The organism is Acaryochloris sp. IP29b_bin.137 (genome assembly GCF_028285745.1).
GTDB lineage: Bacteria > Cyanobacteriota > Cyanobacteriia > Thermosynechococcales > Thermosynechococcaceae > Acaryochloris.
Map to the genome: position 1 here is coordinate 1 of NZ_JANQOP010000037.1, position 21573 is coordinate 21573.

Below are 21573 nucleotides of genomic sequence, written 5' to 3' on the forward strand. Positions count from 1 at the left end.
CTTCAGACTGAAAGGGAAGGCAAATGGTTTTGTGTCCGGGACTGTTGAATTCCATGATGACCAAGAGTGAGGGCATCATGGACTCTATATCCTACAGAACATTGTTGGGAAAAGGGATTGAGTAGTTCACTCCACAAAATCCGAAAGAACGAGCTTCATCAGGGAGTGGTCTTCAGGTTGCAGAACGGCAGGTCTTGAGAAACAAGGGGCTTAATCCGTGGCCCACTCTTTAGCACGGCTGACAGCTTTCTGCCAAGTCTTAAAATTGGCTTGGGCAGAGGAGGCATTCGTTCCTGGTTCAAAGACCTGATCAATCTTGCGGCCCGCAACCAGGGCTGCATAGTCTTGCCAGACCCCAACGGCTAAGCCCGCCCCAAAGGCCGCACCTTGAGCTGTGGCATCCAGCACGGCAGGGCGTTCGACGGGAATCCCTAAGACATCAGCTTGATACTGCATCAAGAAATTGTTTTGACAGGCTCCCCCATCGACTTTGAGGTTTTGAATGGAGGTGCCACAATCTTGGTTCACGGCATCAACCACTTCCTTGGTTTGGTAGGCAATCGCTTCGAGAACCGCTCGGACCATATGCTCCCGCTGGGCTCCGCGGGTAATGCCTAAAAAGGCTCCTCGAGCGCTCATATCCCAGTGGGGCGCCCCCAGACCGCTTAGGGCAGGGACAAAATAAACGCCACCATTATCTTCGACGGCTTGGGCTAATCCTTCCGTTTCAGCCGCATGGGTAATCAGCTTCAGACCATCCCGCAACCACTGGATGCAGGCCCCTGAGGTGAACATACTGCCTTCGATAGCGTAGCCAGTTTGGGTTTGTCCCTGATTGGTTTGGGTCCAGGCCACGGTGGACAGTAGACGATTCTTGGAGCGAGCAATGTCACTGCCCGTATGGGCCACTAAAAAGGAGCCAGTGCCATAGGTGCATTTAAGGGAACCGGGGCGATCGCAACCGTGGGCAAACAAGGCAGCCTGCTGATCGCCAAAGATAGCGGCAATGGGAATTTCCTGTCCTAAGAACTTGGCGTCGGTTTTGCCAAACACACCTAAACTGGGTTGAATCGCTGGCATAAATGACTTGGGAATACCAAATAAATTGAGCAGATGGTCATCCCAGGTGCCTTGACTGAGATTGAGCAACAGGGTACGGCTAGCATTGCTGTGATCGGTGGCGTGAACTTTACCGCCCGTCAGATTCCATAGCGCCCAGGTGTCAATCGTACCGGCGATCACATTGTCTAAATTGAGGTTGGGGTTTTGCTTCTTAACCTCTGCCAGCAGCCATGCTAACTTACTCCCGGAAAAATAGGCATCGAGGACCAGGCCGGTGCGATCGTAAATCTCTTGGGTATAACCTTGTTCTGCTAGCTGGTTACAGTAGGCTGCGGTACGACGGTCCTGCCAAACGATGGCCTTGTGCAAGGGCTGTCCCGTTGTTTTATCCCAAAGCAGACAGGTTTCTCGCTGGACAGTTAGACCAATGGCTGCAATTTGGACGGGATTAATCTGGGCTTGAGCCACTACCGTTTCCATCGCCCAGCGCGTATCCCGCCAGATTTCTAGGGCATCATGCTCTACCCACCCCGGTTGAGGATAGTACTGAGGAAGCTCTTTATAGGCTTGATCGACAATCTGGCCGTTTGGGTCGAAGAGAATGGCACGATTGCCAGTGGTCCCCAAATCCAAGGCCATGATATAGGTGGCTGAAGTCATGATCTTCCTCGAAGGGTTTACACAATCTTCTCTAGGAGTACCCCTTGAGTGTCCCTCAGTTCAAAAGATCTTAAGCTTTCGACATCATTGCCAATCTCTAAGCCAGGAGAGGCCAAAGCAACTCGCCATTGGCTTAATTCCAACTGTAACCAGTCTCCTAAAGTCACCATGGCAGGCTCACCGCCCATATGGCTGACCATCACAATATCTTCAGGCTGCTCGATATCGGGGTTATGCTGGGTGCGATGACCGTAGAACAGAGTGTAGGGCTCTTCGGTGATCCGGTTAAAGCGATCGCGCTCCGTTAAATTCTCCCCTAACCAAGGATGTTCAAATCGGAACTGACGGGCCGCTAAATTAAAGGCCACCTGTTCTGGATCCAAGCCCTCTCTCCAATGCTTGACATTGGAAAAATCATAGCCATCTTCCATAAAGGCGCGGGCAAAATGTTTCAGCTTGGGCACATCCAAATCGTTGAGAAATTCTGGGCGATCCGAATGTTTGAGGGACTCCAAACTGATATTGGCACAGACGCCAGCTTCTCCGCCAAAACAGCGCCGACAGGATTCGGCCACAATTTCCAAGTCATAATCCGACTCCAGCATGGTAGCCTGCAAGGCTTTGGCAAACTGACGCAGCATCTCTAGGTCTGTAAATCCGAGGGCCTTAAGTTGCGGGAATACTTCTGGGGGCTGATATAGTTCGGGGGTGAGCTGCCATTCCAGAAAGCCGATCTCTTCAGATACGACTTTGACGCCATACAGTTCATCCGTATTCCGGAAAAAGCCCCAAGCGCCGCGGAAGTTGGCATTGAGAAATTCCATGGGTAACCCAGGACAAAATCCTAAAACCCATAGCTTGATAGCGGGATTGTCATAGGCGGTTTTGGTCACCTCAACGAGGGTGTCTCCCAAATGCCAATTAATCGGACCTTCTGGATCAATTTGATTGCCTCGACGAACTGTGTCATGGTTGGCACAGCCGGTAATCCAGTGGGAGCCTTGGAACATCACCTCACAGACGCGTCGCCATTTCTGGTCCCAGAAGTGTTTCAGGGCAGGGGTATTATGGGCAAAAATCAGCGGCCCCCACTGATAAGAGTGGGGTTCGAGTTCGACTAGTTCTAAATAACGAGAAGATTCTTCCCAACCCTCTTGGGGCCAAGGACGACCATCCTCAAAGATGGTGAACATCAGACGCTCGTTGCCTTCTATCTCTTGGACGATATTGCCCATGGCGCGTAAATAGCCATCGTCCTGTTCGACCAGATTGGTCAGCGGATTGAAAAACCGAAAATCTTGGCCCCCATCCACTCGGATACCATCGGCCCCGGTATTATTCTTGCGTCGCTGCATTTCCAAGAGAATGGCTCGCACCGCCGGCAACTGATGGTTTAAGTCTTGGCCGTACATATTCGGGCCTTTAAGGTACTGGCGGCTAATCAACTGCTCGCACTGGTTATCGGCATGACCGTAAACCAAGTCATAAATCACTTGAATTGGCCCTTGGGAAAAGTTGTGGAGGGTGGCGATAAAGTCGATGGTTTCGTCAGGGCGCAGGGTTTCTAAAACAGCGGGGTTGGTGGCGGCTGAACCGATCACGGGAACGTCATAGCCCCAATTTTGGGTGTTAGGTTTGCGCAGGGTAATTTGGATAGTCTGGGTATGCTCATCCGTGAGGCTGGTGGGTTCGGGGGGACGGGCAAAGAATTCATGGTGGTGATTGTCTTCGTCCAAGCGATATTCAATGGTGGGCTCTATAGGCAATAGCTCAATGGCGTCGTAACCCACATAGTTTTGTTCGGTGGGCGTTAGATCCGCTCCTTTGGCTAGTTTGTCTGAGATGCGCTGATAGATCCGCGTTAGCCCCGCCAAGGTGCCTTCAGGAGAAGCGGTATGGATATGGAGCTGTAAAATACAGACAGGCGCAGCCAGTCGAGGCGGCGGATTCTTGAGATCGGAGGCCAAAAAACCTTTACGTGATTTGGTTTGGGACCCAGTTTGTTTGAAATAGTCTAAATCAGGTCGCTGGTGCTGCAGACGATCGCTATCGTAGAGTTCGGCGGGGGCAAACACACCATAGGGGAGGGAATAGGCAAGTGGATCGCGGATGGTTTTGACTTGCTGTTGGTTATCGATATATCGCAACCAGTAGAAACTGCCCGCCTGCTCGCGGGTGCCGGGTCGCAGGCCCTTGATCACGCCCCAAATATATTCGCCCTGGAGGATAAGAGGGATGCGATCGCGCTGCCAGGTAATTTTTTGCTCAATTGCCTGAAAGTCGATGGGTTCTAGGGGCGTAAAGACCTCTAAATAGATACTGCGCTCGGACTGAATCACTTCAGCCGCGAGTCCAGGGGTCCAGAAGCCAATTTCGGTCAGGCCATCTGCTCGATAATGAGCGCCTAAACGGGTGGCGAGGAGTTGGCCCGTTTGAAAATAGGTGGCATCAGATTGGTCAATATTGGCAGCCCAGTCTAGTAGGACATGGGTTTCTGGGTCATCCAAAACGGGCTCGGGAAAAGCAGAATCAACCACAATTTTTTGCGACGTGAATGACATTTTTGCTGTTGTTTAGCCTAACAGAAAGCAGCCAGAATGGAGCAGGTCTAAAATTTGCAGTGTAGGGCATGTTGTTTGCAGAGTGGGGCATGTTGGCATAGGGTAATCATGGGGTCATCTTGAATTGCGAGAGATTTTGAGGCCAGTCGTTTTGGGTCAATCGCCTCGTCCGTTCCGACCGCATTGGATAAGATACAGCGATGCTCTGGGCGCTCGAAGGTTTACAGTCCCCCTGTATTCTGGATGACCGTGAAAAATAGGAGGCCCATTAATGAAATCTTCCCTGGTGATCCTTTACCACCGTGAGCCCTACGATGAGGTGATTGAAAACGGTAAAGTTCATTATCGGCCCAAAAAAAGTCCCAACGGCATTTTGCCGACCCTAAAAAGCTTTTTTGCCAGCGTCAATCAGGGCACCTGGATTGCGTGGAAGCAGGTCACGGCCAGACAACGCAGTAACTTTGAAACGCTGGTTACCGTTGAAGGTGAGGGCAATTACAACGTCTGCCGCATCCCCCTGAGTGCCGATCAGGTTAAGCACTTCTACCACATCACCTCCAAAGAAGCCTTTTGGCCGATTCTGCATTCCTTTCCCTACCATTTCACCTATGAGTCTTCGGATTGGGAAAACTTTCACACCATCAATCGCCTATTTGCTGAAGCGGCCTGTGAGCAAGCTGCAGATGACGCCTTAATTTGGATTCATGACTATAACCTGTGGATGGCACCTCACTACATCCGCCAGCTGAAGCCCAATGCCAAGATTGCCTTTTTCCACCATACGCCCTTCCCTTCGGTCGATATTTTCAATATCTTGCCCTGGCGAGAAGAAATTGTAGATAGTCTATTGTGCTGCGATATCGTCGGTTTCCATATTCCCCGCTACTCGGAGAATTTTGTCAATGTGGCCCGCAGTCTCCGGCCCGTTGAAGTGGTTGAGCAAGGTCCAATTCCAGAACACATCACCCCGGTAGGCACGGCCTTGGCTGAACCGAATATGACCACCTACCTTCGCTATAAAGGGCAGTTGGTCAATATCGATGCCTTCCCCGTTGGCACGAATCCCAAGCATATTTTAGGAACCCTGAGCCAGCCCTCTGCCCAAAAGCGGTTGGCAGAAATTAAGGAAGAACTAGGCGATCGCAAATTGATTATCGCGGCTGGTCGAGTGGACTATGTCAAGGGCAACCGCGAGAAGCTAGAAGCCTTTGGCCGTCTATTGAAGCGCCGACCCGATCTCCACGGCAAAATCAATTTCGTGATGACCTGTGTTACCCCAGCCACGGGGATGCGAGTGTACAAGAAAGCCCAAAGCGAAATTGAACAGCAGGTGGGTAAAATTAATGGCCGCTTTGCCAAGTTAGGCTGGACGCCGATCTTGCTCTATACTCAGCCCTTGTCTTTAGAAGAACTGCTGAGCTACTATCGGGTCGCCGATATTTGCTGGACAACGCCCCTGCGAGATGGCCTCAACTTGGTTGCCAAGGAATATATTATTGCCAAAGACAAGCAGCCTGGAGTCTTGGTCCTATCTGAATTTGTGGGAGCAGCGGTAGAACTGCCAGAAGCCATTCTTACCAACCCCTATTCGATTGATCGGATGGATGAGGCGATTGATAAGGCTTTAGCAATGCCTGCTGAAGAAAGCCAAGCCGCCATGACTAAAATGTTCGAAACGGTTACGAAGTACGACGTTGATTATTGGGCCAATCACCTTTTGCAAAAGTTCAAGGCCATTCAGTCGGCTCCTTCAAATCAAGCCTCTGTTTCGTAGGCTGGCCTGCGCTATTTTGCCCATGCGAGAGATTGCACCTATTAAAGACATTGAAATTAATAGGTGTAATGTTGTTCTGCGATCGCACATCAACTCTGTCCGAAGGTATGGCTGAACGAAGCAGCATCCACTGGAACCAAAGGTCTGACGGAGTTTTGCGCTAGGATCACAGCAATTAGATTTCTCAAGCAACAACTCTAAACGTCTGATGAGGAGGCATTGTGTTCTCAGGGTTAACGCAAACGGCCTCCCGGCAACGCGACATTATTGAAGTCGTCCTCCGCAATGGTTGGGACTTCATGCAGCAGCTCTTAACGGGGGGTAAAGCGAATCAGCCGGATTTGCCGCCGCCCGCCGTGCTGCGAAACATCCTGGTGGATTTGGGACCAGTCTATGTCAAATTAGGTCAGCTCCTGAGTACGCGACCGGATATTCTGCCCGCTCCTTATATCGAAGCGTTATCCACCCTCCAAAGCAAGGTCCCTCCCGTTACCTGGGCAGAAATCAAAGCCGTGATTCAGCAGCAAATTACCCAGGAACTCCGGTCTCAATTCAAAGAAATTGATCCCACCCCCGTGGCCTCAGGGTCCATTGCCCAAGTCCATCGCGCTATTTTGGCCAATGGACAGCAGGTGGCGATTAAGGTGCAGCGACCAGGTATTGATGTCATCGTCAATCAAGATATTGCTCTGATTAACACCCTCGCGGATCTGGCGTCCCGCACTGATATTGGTAAGGACTACGACCTGAAAGCCCTAGCCGCAGAGTTTGCCAATGCCCTCTTAGATGAACTGGATTTCACCGTTGAAGCCAGCCATACTGAACAGCTTCGCCAAAACCTCTCCACCAGCCGCTGGTTTGATCCACAACAGCTTGTTATTCCCAAAATCAATTTGGCTTTGACCACCCAGAAAGTGCTGGTCATGCAGTGGCTAGACGGAGAACCCTTATTATCGGCAAACCTACCTTTTTCCCAACAGGAGCCCAGGATCGATAGCGCTCGGCGGCAGGTGACGACGCTGTTATTTCGGGCCTTTTTGCAACAAATCTATGTGGATGGTTTCTTCCATGCCGACCCCCATCCCGGTAATTTATATTATTTGCGAGATGGTCGGGCAGCCATCTTAGACTGCGGTATGGTTGGACGCCTAGACCCCAATACCCAGCAGATTTTGACGGAAATGCTGCTAGCGATTGTGGATCTGGATGCCCAGCGCTGTAGCCGTTTGACATTGCAGCTAGCAAAAACTCGGCGGGCAGAGAACTTAGCCCAACTCGAAAGTGATTTTGAAGCCTTACTGCGCAAGTACTATAACCGCAATTTGGCAGAAATTAATCTGGGAGAAGTGCTGTACGAAGTGCTGCAAGTGGCCCGCACCAATAAGCTCAAGCTACCGGGAAATGTGGGGTTATACGTCAAAGCGCTAGCCAATCTAGAGGGAGCAGCTCGGACCTTTGACCCCAAGTTTAATGTGCTGGATGAAATTAAGCCATTGATGAGCGATCTGTTTCGACGGCAGTTCGTGGGAGAAGATCCGTTGCCGACGCTGCTAAGGACGGCCCTAGATGTCAAGAGTTTATCGTTGCGATCGCCCCGTCAGCTAGAGCAACTCCTGGACCAAGTGACGTCAGAATCTTTGCAGTGGAACTTAAATCTGTTGGGTCTGAATGGCTTACGGATTACCTTGGATAACGCTGCTAATCGCCTCTCCTTCAGTATTTTAGTGGGGTCGCTGATTATGGGAGCAGCGATGATTTCGGCAGAGAAACAGACAGCGTTGTACTGGTTGAGCAATACCCTATTTGCGGTGGCGAGCTTTTTGGGATTGTGGTTGGCGGTCAGTATTTTGCGATCGGGGAATTTACGCTGAGTTGAATGTTTAGGTGTAACTTCGGAAAGGCTTTACCATTCCACTACTCGACATCATCCCCTAGTTTGGTCAGGTCTTTGGTCTGGACGACTTTTCTTTGATTGAGATCCAGAATACTCGCCATTTTCGTGCCATTTTTGACATACACCACCAGCAAACGGTTGCCAGTTAAAGGCTGTAAGTTGAAAAGCTGACTGATATCCGTCAAGACTTCAACATACTGCTTACCAAACGCATCTGAAATCCCGATAGTCCGATGATCTCTGCTGTCTAAATACTTATCTCCATTGGTATCCTTCTTGAGTACCTGATAGACAAAGCGATCAGTTTTCTTGATCTTCTTTGCTTCTGGATTAGAGGCTGGTTCGTCGAGAGAATATTGTTTAGCTTCAACAATCGTGTATTGATTCGTGTCGAACAGGCTGTGAGACTCTAGTGAACCCGAATCAAGAAAGACAAGGTTAGCAATACCTCCCCCTTTTCGCGAATAGAATTCGGAAGAAGATATGCGAGATTTGCCTGCTGTTACTTGTGCGATATCAGCGACCAGATAAGGTGTACCAGGAATGGATTGAAAAGCTTGTAGGACTTTGTCAGGTTTTTGATCGGTTGCTTGAGCTTGATCGTCAGAGAATCTCCTAACAATGGGGACCCGATTACAGGCCCAGAGCATAGGAGTGCTCATCAACACTACGAATACCGATAACCAACCTTTAGATATGACAGATGGCTTGATCATGCCGCAAAAATCTCTTACCTGATACCCAGTCTTGTAGCCATACTCTCATCTAGCCCTGACTAACGCATTGACAGGCATCACACCCAATCTTCATTAGGTTGGCATATAAGAGGCCTCAGTGCTCAATCCTGCGTTGGCCCCCCCGACCCCCCAATTCTGGGGGGAGAGTGCTGAAAGATGCCGCCGTGGTCGTCAGCATCTACGGGCTGAACTTACGGGATTAAGTGTGAGTAACAACTTTGATCAAAGGTACGGATAGTGGGCTAACTCAGATCGATTTTCTACAACAGAGTAGAACAAGATCAAGTTATTCTCCCCCCAGAAGTGGGGGGCTGGGGGGGCTAGTGCAACACGTAAATAGCGAAATAGGCAGGGGCAATAGCCTCAAATAAGGATTCATACAAGAGGTCTAAGATAAAGCCCAATCCCGAAAATTGCCTGCAAGACAAGCATGAGCTAAAAATGGATGCCTGCTTGTTCCAACTCAACCAATGTTTTTGTAAGAATCGTCACTGTTCGTTGGCGTTGTTTCCATGACTTGAGGGAAGCGGGATAAATGGCTAACCAGTGATTGAACCCTTGGTAGGTTGTACTGTTTTTGCAAACTAAGTTTTTCGTCGCAGGTAAATGTTTTTGCTGCAATATCTCAAGGCAGTGCCTGACTTCGTGGGATGAAGCAAACTCTAACTCAAACCCATCAACCGTGACTAACAAGTAGGGAAATCCTTTCCCAAAGACACAGGGCGGGAAGGCGGGTTCATACTGATCTGCGTTCCTCCATTCTGTAGTTGGTGAGGTCTCAGATATAGCTTTGTGTACCCACCAACTTACAGGACTGAATCTTCGCTGTTGATGATGAATGATGTGCCATTTTTTCATGTTTGCCAGTCTTTCACATAGGAACGAATCTGGTGATTTGTTTTGCTTGGAAAGATGCTACCTCAGACACTGTTAAACCCTTTTGAACTATAGGATTACATGCTGTGGAACAGGCAGCATATTCTACCCATAAAAAGTTTCTGCTGATCGGATAACGGAATTGATTCGCGCAAGATCTGATTGTATTGGTTTGAAATAGGCAGCAGTAAACGCATTTAATCCTTCAGCCAATATCCCAAGATTGTCCCAACAGCACCGAAGGCCCATTTCTCTGTTGAATCATCATAGGAGCCATTGAGGATGACATATATGGATGAAGTTAAGACAACGAGTGAAAGTACAACAGAGATATAAAGTCGTATCGCTGGTTTTGATAAGCTTTGGGCTGCTGAAGTGTTAGCAATAGTTCCACTAGGTGAGTGGTCTTGAGTCTTCAGTCCTGAAAGGGAAGTCCTTTCAGAAGGCTGATCTTTATCGCCTAGGGGCTGGGAAGGTATCTTGTTTCTTAAGCGTTGAGAAATTTTCGAATTTTTATGTAATTGATACTCTCGAATTTTGCTTTTGCGTCTATGTGATAGGCGTTTCGGGAGAGCAACTCTAACGAATGTAAAACCGAAGATAGATCCAAGAAAAATGATTAATCCAAGATTCATAAGATTGCTTCGAATATGGTATGAGTCTCACTGCAGTGGTTATGAGTGCGAATATTCACTCTGGCCTCAATAACTGGGTGATAGAGTGTTATTCCAAGTTCATGGGTGACCAATCTCCCGTGCGCACAAACGCTGCCCAATAATACGGATGGGTATAGGTCTTACCCTCGGAATCCTTCATCTCACCCTTGAGCATTTGCTGTTGAACCGCCTGCAGTGCTTTGCCCCTCGGTTGACCTGACTTCAGTCGTTGATAATAGGCCACCATTAAATCCTTGGTGCTGACATCCCTGACTCTCCATAAGCTCATCAGCTGACTCCTGGAACCCGCTAGCGTAAATGCACGACGTAAGCCATAGACTCCTTCTCCACTGATGATTTCCCCTAATCCGGTTTGACAGGCTGACATCACCACCATCTGGGTTCCCCGTAAATTTAATCCACTCACCTCTAAGGCCGTGAGGATGCCGTCATCCGGCGCTTGCGGTAGATGATTCGCTCCCACAAAGGCTAACCCTGCTCTTAATAATGGATTCTCATACTGGTAGCGAGTATTTGTAGAGTCAGTACCGGGCGTTAGAGGCTGATCTGCTAGGAAAAAGCCATGGGTTGCCATATGCAAAATATGCGGGGTGACACTCTGTTTTAAGGCTGTCTCTGTGGCCTGTTCTGCTTTTAATAAGCGACTATATTTGAGTTCTTTATCAATGGATTCTCCTTCTGCTAAGGTGCCGGGTAAGGACTGAAAGGGAGTGTTGCTAAAGTCCCGAGAACGTTCTGAAGGTCCCTGGGCTTGAGCAATCACTGTGGCAGACACGGGCTATGGGGGCCTGTGTCGGTGGTTGCGTACTCCGATGGTTGTAGTCTGGATTGGCCATCACTAAGACTTCTTGAGTTTCAGGGATGGGGTCTGATAATCGCAATAAATCTCGACCGGAGGAGAAATAGGTCAGCTGATGGGTCTGGACTAGGTATTGGTTTTGACTATCCACCAGGGCTTCAAAGGGTATCAGATTAAGCGGGCCATCGGGGGCGATTAATAAATGCTCTGCAGACTGGAGATAGGGTTGAATAGGTTTGAGAAGTTGGCTGTAGAGTTTCTGAGCGGAGGTTTGCACCTCTGCAGGGCTGAGGCTGACGTCGGCTACATCTTTGCGGAACGATTCAATAATGGGATCTAGATCTGCTGCAGGGCCAAGGTCTTGAGCATGGATCTGTCCTTGGGGGGTGAGGACATAGACGATATAGCGGGCAGCACCCCATTGCTCCTTTCTGGGGGCTTTAGGGTCGAAAGGGGTGTAGACCATAAACTCCAAGAGCACTGATTGAGCAGGGAGCTGGGCTTGGACTTGAGGAATGGTGACGGGATTGAATTCTCGCCTGAGTTCAGCGCTGGCTCGGCTGAGGTCATTTTCGAGTTGATCAATTTGTTGAATCAGGTTTTGACGGTCTTGTACGTATTTGTCCTGGTCTGCAGGATTGTTGGTGCGTAGGCCCTGGTTGGTGAGGCCGGAGAGGGAGGCCTGAAGTTGGTTGAGCTGGTCTAGCTTAGTCTGAAGGGCGGGGGTGAGGTTTTGTCTCAGGCGACGGCGAGATTGGCCTTGGACATCGAGGAGGCGGCCTTTGCGCCTAAGGATAGTGGTCAGCGCTAGCTGCTGGGCTTGGAGGTCATCAGGGGCGAGTTGCTGATGAAGGGAGATGGACCAGTCCACTGAACCAGAAAACAAGGAGAGGTACCGGCGTTTTTGCTGTTCATTGCCAAAGTCAAGATTTTTGGCTAGATTATTTTCTTCTACCTCTAACCCTTGTTGAAGAGTCAACAAAGCTGGAGATATCGATTGGCGGGACCAATAGAGTATCGCCAGGTTGTTCAGGGACTGTGCTATGTGTGGATGGGACGGGGGAAGCAATTTACGCCTTATCGACAACGACTCTTTGTCAAGTAGTTCTGCATCCGAATAGCGGCCCTGAGATTCATAGAGGCTCGCCAGGTTGGTGAGGGACACTGCTATATGTGGATGGGACGGGGGAAGTGATTTGCGCAAAATCGACAACGACTCTTTGTAAAGTGGTTCTGACTCCGCATAACGGCCCCGAGCTCGATAGAATTCCGCCAGGTTGTTCAGGGACTGTGCTATGTCTGGATGGGACGGGGGAAGCGATTTACGCCTTATCGACAACGACTCTTTGTAAAGTGGTTCTGACTCCGAGTAGCGGCCCTGAGATTCATAGAGGCTCGCCAGGTTGTTCAGGGCCGTTGCTATGGAAGGATGGGACGGGGGAAGTGATTTACGCTTAACCGACAACGACTCTTTGTAAAGTGGTTCTGACTCCGAGTAGCGGCCCTGAACTCGATAGAGTGTCGCCAGGTTGTTCAGGGACACTGCTATGGAAGGATGGGACGGGGGAAGTGATTTGCGCTTAATCGACAACGACTCTTTGTAAAGTGGTTCTGACTCCGAGTAGCGGCCCTGAGATTCATAGAGGCCCGCCAGGTTATTCAGGGCCGTTGCTATGGCAGGATGGGACGGGGGAAGCGATTTACGCCTTATCGACAACGACTCTTTGTAAAGTGGTTCTGACTCCGAGTAGCGGCCCTGAGATTCATAGAGGCCCGCCAGGTTGTTCAGGGCCGTTGCTATGTCTGGATGGGACGGGGGAAGCGATTTACGCAAAATCGATAACGACTCTTTAAAAAGTGGTTCTGCCTCCGAGTAGCGGCCCTGAGATTCATAGAGGCCCGCCAGGTTGTTCAGGGACTGTGCTATGGCAGGATGGGACGGGGGAAGCGATTTACGCAAAATCGATAACGACTCTTTAAAGAGTGGTTCTGACTCCGCGTAGCGGCCCTGAACTCGATAGAGTAACGCCAGGTTGTTCAGGGCAGTGACGACTTGAGGAGCGTCGGGGCCTAATTGCTGTCGATACAGCTGTAACACCTTTTTAGCCAGGGGAATAGCTGTTGCATACTCTCCCTGCTGATACAGCTTGATCACACGCTCTGTTAGTACATCAGCTTCGGTAGCCTCGGCGGCTTCAACGGCTGACTGAGGAGCTTGAGCAAGGAGAACAGGGGTGGGACTAAGACCTAGACCCAGAAGTAAGAGACCTAACCGAATGGGATGACTGAACATTAAGACGCTCCTCTGCAGATAAAGACGTGCTCCTGACTGACCCTCGTTGCGACTGGTACGTCACCAGCTCAAATCCACGATCCAGTGATAAAGCCACCTGGCAGGAGGGTTGTCAGTAAAATGAGGGCTGTCCCATTCAGCGGTGGTTTCTGCTCTAAATGAGACAGCTCTACTAGTCTTACGTCAGTAAATATGGGAATTTATACGCAGATTATGCTCTAGCGGGAGAAATATAGAAGATTTTTCGAGAAACACGACACTAAAAAAGTATCTGCTAACTTGAAATTGGGATAAGTTTAAATCCCTATTCTTGCGTCAGCTAAAACCATCATTCTTCAGAAAGACCTTAAAAATAGGCCTAACCTGCATTGTGGTTGCTTAGTATTGATGATCTAACGATTCAGGAAATTGGCAATTTTTTCCAAAAACATCTGGATGAGATGCATGCCATTACGCCTCCTGACAGTACTCATGCTCTTAACTGGATGCGTTACGTTTGCCCAATATTACCTTCTGGTCAGCTTGGGCGGGTAATGCGTTGTGCGGATGTGGAACGCTCAAAGAATTAGATGTGACAACGGCGGAAATCAAATCCATGCGGACTGCAAAAGCATATCGTGGTAAAGGCATTGCTTCGCAGATGCTGGAACATATTATCCAAACAGCCAAAAGACGCAGCTACAAATGGCTGTATTTGGAAACAGAGGCTTTGCCAGAGTTCTTGCCTGCACGGGCTTTGCACATCAAGTATGGATTTGAATATTGTGGTCCCATTGATCAATATATTGCTCAATGGGCCAGGTACGAGCAATGTTGTCTACTTTGTACTTAAGCCATGCAATGCCAGACTCAATATCGACAAAATCCTCTACTTCCGACAGGACATTGGGCTGATCTGCAATTTTGCAAAGCCTTTGGAGGATTTTTACATAATCGCCCGTTTGAACAATACATTCTGGATCGAAATTCCAGGCACGAGAGCAGAAGGGGCGCCCCCAGGGTTCACGTTCGACCTCTGTCCCTAGAATAAACACCAACAAGTCAAAGGGTTTGGCTTCATAATCCTGTCGACTAAATGAATACAGGAGGTTCTCCACTGTGATGCTTTCGTTGAGGGTAATACCTGCGGATGCTAGTTTAGGCACTTAGGCACTATAGATTACAGAATCTTTCAACACAGCGTACAAAAATTTCCACCCCCATGGCTAATGCTGTCTCATCAAAATCAAACTGAGGATGATGATGGGGATAGGCCAATCCTCGCTCGGTATTGGCAGACCCTAAGAAGAAGTAACAGCCTGGTACGGCTTGCAAAAAGAAGGACATATCCTCGCCCCCCATGGTTTGGCAGTTAGGAACTACACCTGCTGGTGTTTCCATGACATCGGTGCTGACGGAGCGGATCAAGTCTGCGATCGCAGCATCATTAATCACAGGTGGATACAGTCGCCAATAATTGAGGTCATAAGTGGCCCCCCAGCTTTGACAAACCCCCGTTAGGATGTCTTGCATCCGTGGCTCAATTCGGTGGGCTAGGTCAGGATCAAAGTAGCGAACCGTGCCGCTCATAAAGCTAGAGTCGGCAATCACATTAGACGCGGTTCCAGCATGGAGTTGCCCCACCGTCACCACCGCTGAATCCAGCGGATTGACATGGCGAGCCACAATTGTTTGCAGGGCATTCACCACCTGAGCACTGATCACGACCGCATCCGTGGTTTGGTGGGGCATGGCTCCATGCCCCCCCTTGCCCTGAATTTTGCATTCAAATAAGTCCACAGCCGCCATCAGTGGACCCGATTTCACCCCAACCGTGCCTAGGGGGAGGTTATTCCATAAATGCAAACCAATGATGGCATCGACTTCAGGATTTTTAAGGACACCGGCCTCAATCATCGGTTTGGCTCCGCCAGGGGATTCTTCGGCAGGTTGGAAAATGAGCTTAACCGTCCCTGCAAAGTCTTGGCGATGTTGCGATAGGTAACGAGCCGTTCCCAGCGCAATGGCGGTATGCCCATCATGACCACAGGCATGCATTATCCCGTCATGGCGGGACCGATAGGACACAGGATTCTCTTCCTGAATAGGCAAAGCGTCCATATCTGCCCGAATGGCTAAGACGGGGCCTGGTTGTTCGCCAGCGATCGTAGCCACAATACCCGTTTCAGCAATACCAGTTTGATGCGCGATTCCCCATTCCGTTAAGCGTTGGGCCACAAATTTGGCCGTGAGATGCTCTTTAAATCCCAGTTCAGGATATTGATGAAGATGCCGTCGCCAAGACACCAGGTCCAATTGCTGGATATCAGGACGAATTAAGGTGGCAGGAGGGGACGCAACCATGGTGTTCAAACCAAAATGGCACAATGGAGTCAATTATCTTTTAGGATACTATTTCTCGATCTTTCACCAGCGCGATCCAGGCATCAAACCCTCTCTGCTCCAACGGGGCTGGTATATGGATGCAAAAAAATCACTCATCTGCGGTATCAGATGAGCGAGAGGAGAGTGCTAATACCCAATAAAAGATGCGAACCCTTTAGCAAGGTTCTGGAACCGCCTGTTTCATTGGGTTTGAATAGTTTCTGGATACATCAAAGCCAAAAGTCTTGGTCGTCTGAAACGGTTTCGAACCAGCCTGTTGGCTGTACGCCACCATTTGCTCCACGGGAGAATATGCCTCAGTTCTCAGAACTGAACCTAGAACTTTGCCTGCGATCGCAAATGAAATAAGGACAAGCATGGGACAATTCTCAACTCACTGGGGATGTCGGTTAACAACAAGGCAACAAATGTATCTTTATGTAAATCAAGATAACACTTATGTAAATAATACGCAATATAAATTGACAGATTATTTTTTTCTTGCTAAATAGTTTTGCCTACACAACACAAAGAACAGATCTTGACATCTACCTACCAGATGGTAGATACTCAAAATATGGAAAAAAACACTGCCACTCAAATCCTGGATGTTGCCCAAGAGATGGTGCGGAATCGAGGCTATAGCGCCTTTAGTTACGCCGATATCTCCAAGCAAGTCGGGATTCGCAAAGCCAGTATTCACTATCACTTTTCTACTAAAGATGAGTTGGTGAAAGAATTGGTGAAGCGATATCGGGAGGACATGATGCGGGCCTGCGATCGCATCTCTCAATCCAGCCTCGATCTAGATCAACAGGTGATTCAATTTGCCAATCTTTATCGCAATGGATTGGAGTCACAGCAGATTTGCCTCTGTGCCATGTTGGCTGCTGATTATGCCGTCTTACCTCAGTCCGTCCAGAATGAAATTCAAACCTTCTTTCAGGTTGCGGAAGATTGGTTGAGCAACCTACTCCAGCAAGGAAGTGATGCCCGACTTTGGACCTGTCACCCCTCCGCTGACCAAGAAGCCAAGGGTTTAATCGCAATGCTTCAGGGAGCGCAACTACTCGCCCGCTCCCAAACGAACAGTACCGATACTTTCGAGCAGATGGTTTATCCCCTTTTAAAGGCAAAGTTTTCCAAGCCATAATTTTTTTGTTCATTCAACTACCTTCTAGTAGGTAAGTATTGTATTCAGAATCTCAATAAAGGAGTTCAACATGTCTCAGTCTTTTTCAGGTCAAAAACTCATCGTTATTGGTGGTACTAGCGGCATGGGTAAAGCGGTCGCTCGATTAGTCTTAGAGCAAAGGGGTACAGCTATCTTGGTGGGACGTAGTCCAGAGAAATTACATGCCGCCGTCGCTGAGCTGCAACCCTACGGTGTCGTCATAGGAGAGCAAGCTGATATCACCCAGCCTACTGAGCGTCAGGCTCTACTCGGACGACTCCATCAGGCTCACGGAGATGCCACATTGCTGGTCAATGCCGCAGGCGTCTTCCTGCCCAAGTCGTTCCTAGAGTATGAGGAAGCCGACTACGACCTTTACCTTGATCTCAACAAGGCAACGTTCTTTATTACCCAGGCGATCGCCCAAAACATCATTGAGCGAAATCAGAAGGGTGCCATTGTTAATGTCGGTTCCATGTGGGCGAAGCAAGCTGTACAAGCGACGCCATCATCGGCCTACTCAATGGCCAAAGCCGGATTGCATTCCTTAACTCAGCATCTCGCGATGGAATTGGCTGATAAAAACATTCGAGTCAATGCAGTTTCTCCAGCAGTTGTAGAAACACCCATCTATGAAGGATTTATTCCCAAAGAAGAGGTACATGGTGCCTTGCAGGGGTTCAACAGCTTCCATCCCATTGGGCGGATTGGGACAGCAGAAGACGTAGCGGAAGCAATCGCCTTCCTCCTCTCTGATAAAGCCAGTTGGGTTACGGGCGCAATCTGGGATGTTGATGGCGGAGTCATGGCAGGTCGTAATCAATACAACTAGAGGGAAGTCGTCATGATGGGGAATGCTGTAATGCCCCAGATTCTGACTAATGATCCGCACATTGGTGGCTTTGATGACCTATATGTCCTTCATCAGATGTCTCGGCCACCCGTCTTCATTATCACTGTTCACAATCCTGAAATATTCAACACTAATCATAGGAATTTGATCATGGTCTTATCATTCAAACGCCTCAAACGGCGCGCTGCTCTAGCATTTGGAGTCGGTATAATCGCGTCAGTGGTCATGGGGCAGTCTGCCAGTCAATTCATACTGCCTGCCCAAGCCTCAACAGATGTAACTCGTCCAAGCAACCCACAGCAAAGCACCCAGTATCGCACCATCAAGATTGACGGGTTGGATATTTTCTATCGAGAGGCTGGAGATCCTAGTAACCCAACCATTTTGCTGTTGCACGGATACCCCACTTCCTCTCATATGTTTCGGAATCTGATCCCAGCCTTGAGTGATCGTTACCACCTTATAGCCCCGGACTATCCCGGATTTGGCAACAGTTCGATGCCAACGGCTGACCAATTTAACTACACTTTCGATAATCTAGCGAGAGTCATGGATAAATTTGTGCAAGCCATTGGTCTCGAAAAGTATAGCCTGTACATGATGGACTACGGCGCGCCCATTGGCTTCCGATTAGCGACCCAACATCCGGAAAAAGTCCAAGCACTTTTGATTCAAAACGGTAATGCCTACGAAGAAGGACTCCAAGATTTTTGGAATCCCTTGAGAGCCTATTGGTCTAATCGTTCTAAAGAGAATGAAGCACCGCTACGACAATTTATGGCACTAGAGAATACGAAGTGGCAATACGTCGAAGGCACTCGTGATCCTGAAAAAATCAGTCCTGATAACTGGAATATGGATCAACGGTTTCTGGATCGCCCTGATAATACCGATATTCAACTCGCTTTGTTCTATGACTATCAAACAAACGTATCGCTATATCCTCAGTGGCAAAAATACTTGCGAGAGAGGCAGCCTCCTACATTGATTGCTTGGGGTAAAAATGATGTGATTTTTCCTGAATCTGGTGCACATCCTTATAAGAAAGATCTAAAGACACTGGATTTCAACTTGCTAGACACCGGGCATTTTGCCCTTGAAGAGGATGTCGACAAAATTGCCTCTCTAATTCGTCAATTTTTGGCAAAACATCTCTAACTACAAATAGGATTGTTGATCATCAAATCGGCTCATTATCTTGCTTGCTGTTTAGTGAATTTTCCGCGAACAGAAAGCAAGATATATTCCTTGACTAAAGACAAAGAGGGTCATTCAGCCTTATAAGGCTTTAACAGCTTTCATCCCATTGGTTGGCACCTCTGAAGATATCGCCGAGACTATTGCCTTCCTACTATCCGATAAAACCACCTGGGCGACTGGTGCAATCTGGAATATTGATGGTGGCGTTATGGCAGGTCGAAACTAATACAGCTAGCGTTGCAGACAGTAAACAGAAGAGATAGACACCATGAAAATTCACGCAGATCTAACTCAAAGGGCGGTTGTTCATAGCGACGCTCTACCCTGGGTGGAGTCTCCCATGCCAGGGGTGCAACGCCGCATGTTGGAACGGGATGGCAAAGAAGTCGCTCGGGCAACCTCCATCGTTCGCTATGCTCCTGGTAGTGCCTTCTCTGCCCACATTCACGGGGGTGGCGAAGAATATATTGTCCTAGACGGCGTGTTTTCCGACGAGCATGGCGACTTTGGTCCAGGCACGTATGTGCGTAATCCCGTTGGCTCTAGCCACACCCCCCATAGCAAAGAAGGGGCTACCATTTTGGTCAAACTCTGGCAAATGGACCCAGCGGATCAGCAGCCAGTGGTGATTGATACGACTCAGGCAGAGTGGGTACCGGGTTTAGTGTCGGGTTTGCAGGTGCTACCGCTACATACACACGGTACAGAGCAAGTAGCCTTTGTGAAGTGGGCACCGGGGACGAAGTTCCAAACTCACCAGCACTGGGGCGGTGAAGAAATCTTTGTCCTAGACGGCACCTTTGCCGATGACCAGGGCGTGTATCCCGAGGGAACTTGGCTACGTAATCCACCCGGCAGCATCCACACTCCCTTTAGTGAAGAAGGCTGCCTGATTTACGTGAAAACGGGACATTTAGAGAACGTCTATCACCCAGGAGAATCCTCATGATTTCGGTTCAAGTTGCCTCCAATCATTCCCGGTATGGCCAAGATATTTCTATTCGCCATCTACACCTAGCTGCGGATGAACCGCCTTCCCTAGGGGGGGATGATGTGGGTCCCACCCCTACGGAATTGATTTTGGCGGGCTTAGGCTCATGCAAGGCGATCACCCTGCAAATGTATGCCGAGCGCAAAGGATGGACGCTAGCATCTGTGGCGGTAGAGTTGAGTTACGACTCGGATGATCAACCGCCCATCATCCAGGCCAAACTTACTCTTGAAGGCGACCTAGATGAACAGCAACGGCAACGGCTCCGAGATATTAGCGATCGCTGCCCAGTCCATAAACTTCTGACCACTCCGATCTCAATCAAAACGCAACTCACTTAATGCCCATATCGTCTTGACGTTTCATCAACCGAAGGAGCCTTTAATGGATACCTATCGACTCGTGGCCTGTAGCTTTCATGATGAATGACTTTGGCCCATGCTCTTGCAGGGTTATGCCGTAGGACTGAAATCTAGAAGCTCATCTTCTTGATCGACCAGAATCGTGCAATTTGACCGGGCGTAGGCACAGCAGGTCAACATAAAACCCGCCGCTTCTTCTGCATCACTCAGGATGGAGCGATCCTGCTCAACATTGCCATTAACAACTCTGCCCACACAGGTAATGCAAGATCCAGAACGACACGAAGCGGGGAGTTCTATTCCTTCTAGCTCTGCTGCATCATAGATATATTCATCCTCTGGGACGCAAATTGTGTTCTCCTCTCCCGTTGCTTTATTCACAAACGTAACGTCGTAAACCATTGTTCGTATCTATTCTCCATACTAGATAAATGGCTGAGCGTTCAAATGAGGCTTCCCCTCTGCCTTGAAGATCGGGACAACGCCGGAAGCATTACTCAGCTACCTATTATTATTTACAAAACTTTACAATTTCTCCTCAGCGAAAACACTGAAAATGGTGGACTTGAACAATGGCTCTTAAACCCACCGCTTGAGCAAGCTAACTGTTAGGCCCTCCTCAGCTCTTACCCCTCTTGAGGAAGAGGACGTCGGCGTGAGAAATTTGCGACAAGGGGTGAATTATGGCTGCCGTCTGGGAGGGAGGCAACAGATACCCTGAATTTCGTGTAAGTTTAGGGTAAGTATTTTTGCGTCCATCCACACTCGGGGTAATTTTCTGCTTATGCCACTGCTAGCAACCGGGAAAAAATTTATTCGCACCGTTGAAAAATCAGGGGCTGTTGGCATTTATGTTCCGTCTGAAGGTGGCTTTGAAGGCCGCTACAAACGCCGACTCCGGGCCACCGGATATCTAACACTCTTCGTTTCCGCTCCAGGCATGGGTGATTTAGCCTCTTACTTTACTGATGTTCACGGCGTGCGCCCACCTCATTTGGGTAAAAACCAAATTCGCACCTATTTCTTGCCCCCTTTTGTCACCTACCAACTCGAACATCTCCCCCCGCAAGCCAAAGGGTTAGCCCTATGGCTTTATGATGGCAAGCGTCTAGCGAAGCAAGAACTAGCCTATCTGGATGCAATTACCGCCACAGAACCCCGACTGAAGGTTGTGGTTGAGCTGGGGGGTGCTCGATCATTTGAATGGCAGCCCCTTGCTGAGATTGTGGCAGCTGCTTAACCTCATCTCGCTTCCGTTCAGACACAGGAAAAAGTTAACCCAGCGCTAATCAATTC

Annotated in this window: 21 protein-coding genes and 1 pseudogene; 11 read left to right on the forward strand and 11 right to left on the reverse strand. The window is 49.1% G+C overall.

Annotated features, from left to right (window positions below):
- Window positions 1–210: 210 nt before the first annotated feature.
- Window positions 211–1722, reverse strand: coding sequence for a glycerol kinase GlpK (glpK, locus tag Q0991_RS02560; protein WP_299485209.1), 1512 nt, complete (start codon window positions 1720–1722; stop codon window positions 211–213).
- 17 nt (window positions 1723–1739) lie between these two features.
- Complete coding sequence (gghA, locus tag Q0991_RS02565) at window positions 1740–4283, reverse strand: glucosylglycerol hydrolase (RefSeq protein ID WP_299485211.1); 2544 nt, start codon at window positions 4281–4283, stop codon at window positions 1740–1742.
- A 271-nt stretch (window positions 4284–4554) separates the two neighbouring features.
- Between gghA and ggpS the strand changes: the two genes are divergently transcribed.
- Both ggpS and Q0991_RS02575 read left to right on the forward strand, forming a co-directional pair.
- Window positions 4555–6057 (forward strand): glucosylglycerol-phosphate synthase, encoded by a 1503-nt coding sequence (ggpS, locus tag Q0991_RS02570; RefSeq protein ID WP_299485213.1) that lies wholly within the window; start codon window positions 4555–4557, stop codon window positions 6055–6057.
- A 221-nt stretch (window positions 6058–6278) separates the two neighbouring features.
- A complete protein-coding gene (locus tag Q0991_RS02575; RefSeq protein WP_299485214.1) occupies window positions 6279–7928 on the forward strand; it encodes an AarF/ABC1/UbiB kinase family protein in 1650 nt (549 codons plus the stop codon).
- Between the two features lie 43 nt (window positions 7929–7971).
- On the opposite strand, the gene Q0991_RS02580 is transcribed toward Q0991_RS02575, so the two are convergent.
- The 5 genes from Q0991_RS02580 to Q0991_RS02600 all read right to left on the reverse strand — a co-directional run bounded on the left by Q0991_RS02580 (window position 7972) and on the right by Q0991_RS02600 (window position 13333).
- Complete coding sequence (locus Q0991_RS02580) at window positions 7972–8613, reverse strand: hypothetical protein (protein ID WP_299485216.1); 642 nt, start codon at window positions 8611–8613, stop codon at window positions 7972–7974.
- Window positions 8614–9123: 510 nt separating this feature from the next.
- Window positions 9124–9546 carry a hypothetical protein gene (locus Q0991_RS02585; RefSeq protein WP_299485218.1) on the reverse strand — a complete coding sequence of 141 codons (423 nt, stop codon included), beginning with the start codon at window positions 9544–9546 and terminating at the stop codon, window positions 9124–9126.
- A 215-nt stretch (window positions 9547–9761) separates the two neighbouring features.
- The gene (locus tag Q0991_RS02590; RefSeq protein ID WP_299485220.1) at window positions 9762–10199 is read right to left on the reverse strand and encodes a hypothetical protein; all 438 of its coding nucleotides are present in this window, start codon (window positions 10197–10199) and stop codon (window positions 9762–9764) included.
- An 88-nt stretch (window positions 10200–10287) separates the two neighbouring features.
- Window positions 10288–11016: a CHAT domain-containing protein gene (locus Q0991_RS02595; RefSeq protein WP_299485222.1), complete on the reverse strand. Its 729-nt coding sequence runs from the start codon at window positions 11014–11016 to the stop codon at window positions 10288–10290.
- Window positions 10958–13333 (reverse strand): tetratricopeptide repeat protein, encoded by a 2376-nt coding sequence (locus Q0991_RS02600; protein ID WP_299485224.1) that lies wholly within the window; start codon window positions 13331–13333, stop codon window positions 10958–10960. Before Q0991_RS02600 ends, Q0991_RS02595 begins: the two co-directional genes overlap by 59 nt.
- 368 nt (window positions 13334–13701) lie before the next feature.
- Here Q0991_RS02600 and Q0991_RS02605 point away from each other — a divergent pair, with 368 nt between their 5' ends.
- Together Q0991_RS02605 and Q0991_RS25045 are read left to right on the forward strand one after the other, a co-directional pair.
- On the forward strand, window positions 13702–13902 hold the full coding sequence (locus Q0991_RS02605; RefSeq protein ID WP_299485226.1) for a hypothetical protein: 201 nt from the start codon (window positions 13702–13704) through the stop codon (window positions 13900–13902).
- Window positions 13872–14165, forward strand: a complete 294-nt coding sequence (locus Q0991_RS25045) for a GNAT family N-acetyltransferase (protein WP_366524878.1) — start codon at window positions 13872–13874, stop codon at window positions 14163–14165. Before Q0991_RS02605 ends, Q0991_RS25045 begins: the two co-directional genes overlap by 31 nt.
- On the opposite strand, the gene Q0991_RS02610 is transcribed toward Q0991_RS25045, so the two are convergent.
- From Q0991_RS02610 to Q0991_RS02620, 3 genes are all read right to left on the reverse strand, one after another.
- Window positions 14077–14478, reverse strand: a complete 402-nt coding sequence (locus Q0991_RS02610) for a hypothetical protein (protein ID WP_299485228.1) — start codon at window positions 14476–14478, stop codon at window positions 14077–14079. The two genes, Q0991_RS25045 and Q0991_RS02610, sit on opposite strands and share 89 nt — an antisense overlap.
- A 7-nt stretch (window positions 14479–14485) precedes the next feature.
- Window positions 14486–15676 carry a M20 family metallopeptidase gene (locus tag Q0991_RS02615; RefSeq protein ID WP_299485230.1) on the reverse strand — a complete coding sequence of 397 codons (1191 nt, stop codon included), beginning with the start codon at window positions 15674–15676 and terminating at the stop codon, window positions 14486–14488.
- A gap of 196 nt (window positions 15677–15872) precedes the next feature.
- Window positions 15873–16076: a hypothetical protein gene (locus tag Q0991_RS02620; RefSeq protein ID WP_299485232.1), complete on the reverse strand. Its 204-nt coding sequence runs from the start codon at window positions 16074–16076 to the stop codon at window positions 15873–15875.
- Between the two features lie 162 nt (window positions 16077–16238).
- Here Q0991_RS02620 and Q0991_RS02625 point away from each other — a divergent pair, with 162 nt between their 5' ends.
- The 6 genes and pseudogenes from Q0991_RS02625 to Q0991_RS02650 all read left to right on the forward strand — a co-directional run bounded on the left by Q0991_RS02625 (window position 16239) and on the right by Q0991_RS02650 (window position 20256).
- Window positions 16239–16850 carry a TetR/AcrR family transcriptional regulator gene (locus Q0991_RS02625; protein ID WP_299485234.1) on the forward strand — a complete coding sequence of 204 codons (612 nt, stop codon included), beginning with the start codon at window positions 16239–16241 and terminating at the stop codon, window positions 16848–16850.
- A 70-nt stretch (window positions 16851–16920) separates the two neighbouring features.
- Complete coding sequence (locus Q0991_RS02630; protein ID WP_299485235.1) at window positions 16921–17703, forward strand: SDR family oxidoreductase; 783 nt, start codon at window positions 16921–16923, stop codon at window positions 17701–17703.
- A 171-nt stretch (window positions 17704–17874) separates the two neighbouring features.
- Complete coding sequence (locus Q0991_RS02635; protein WP_299485237.1) at window positions 17875–18882, forward strand: alpha/beta hydrolase; 1008 nt, start codon at window positions 17875–17877, stop codon at window positions 18880–18882.
- A gap of 129 nt (window positions 18883–19011) precedes the next feature.
- Window positions 19012–19150: pseudogene (locus Q0991_RS02640) on the forward strand (SDR family oxidoreductase); the annotation flags it as partial.
- A gap of 42 nt (window positions 19151–19192) precedes the next feature.
- Complete coding sequence (locus Q0991_RS02645; protein ID WP_299485241.1) at window positions 19193–19873, forward strand: cupin domain-containing protein; 681 nt, start codon at window positions 19193–19195, stop codon at window positions 19871–19873.
- The gene (locus Q0991_RS02650) at window positions 19870–20256 is read left to right on the forward strand and encodes an OsmC family protein (RefSeq protein WP_299485244.1); all 387 of its coding nucleotides are present in this window, start codon (window positions 19870–19872) and stop codon (window positions 20254–20256) included. The genes Q0991_RS02645 and Q0991_RS02650 overlap by 4 nt, the downstream gene beginning before the upstream one ends.
- Before the next feature lie 111 nt (window positions 20257–20367).
- Here Q0991_RS02650 and Q0991_RS02655 read toward each other — a convergent pair whose 3' ends face one another.
- Window positions 20368–20679 (reverse strand): 2Fe-2S iron-sulfur cluster-binding protein, encoded by a 312-nt coding sequence (locus tag Q0991_RS02655; protein ID WP_299485246.1) that lies wholly within the window; start codon window positions 20677–20679, stop codon window positions 20368–20370.
- 382 nt (window positions 20680–21061) lie between these two features.
- On the opposite strand from Q0991_RS02655, the gene Q0991_RS02660 reads away from it, so the two are divergent.
- Window positions 21062–21517 carry an NAD(P)H-quinone oxidoreductase subunit N gene (locus Q0991_RS02660; RefSeq protein ID WP_299485248.1) on the forward strand — a complete coding sequence of 152 codons (456 nt, stop codon included), beginning with the start codon at window positions 21062–21064 and terminating at the stop codon, window positions 21515–21517.
- Window positions 21518–21573 lie beyond the last annotated feature (56 nt).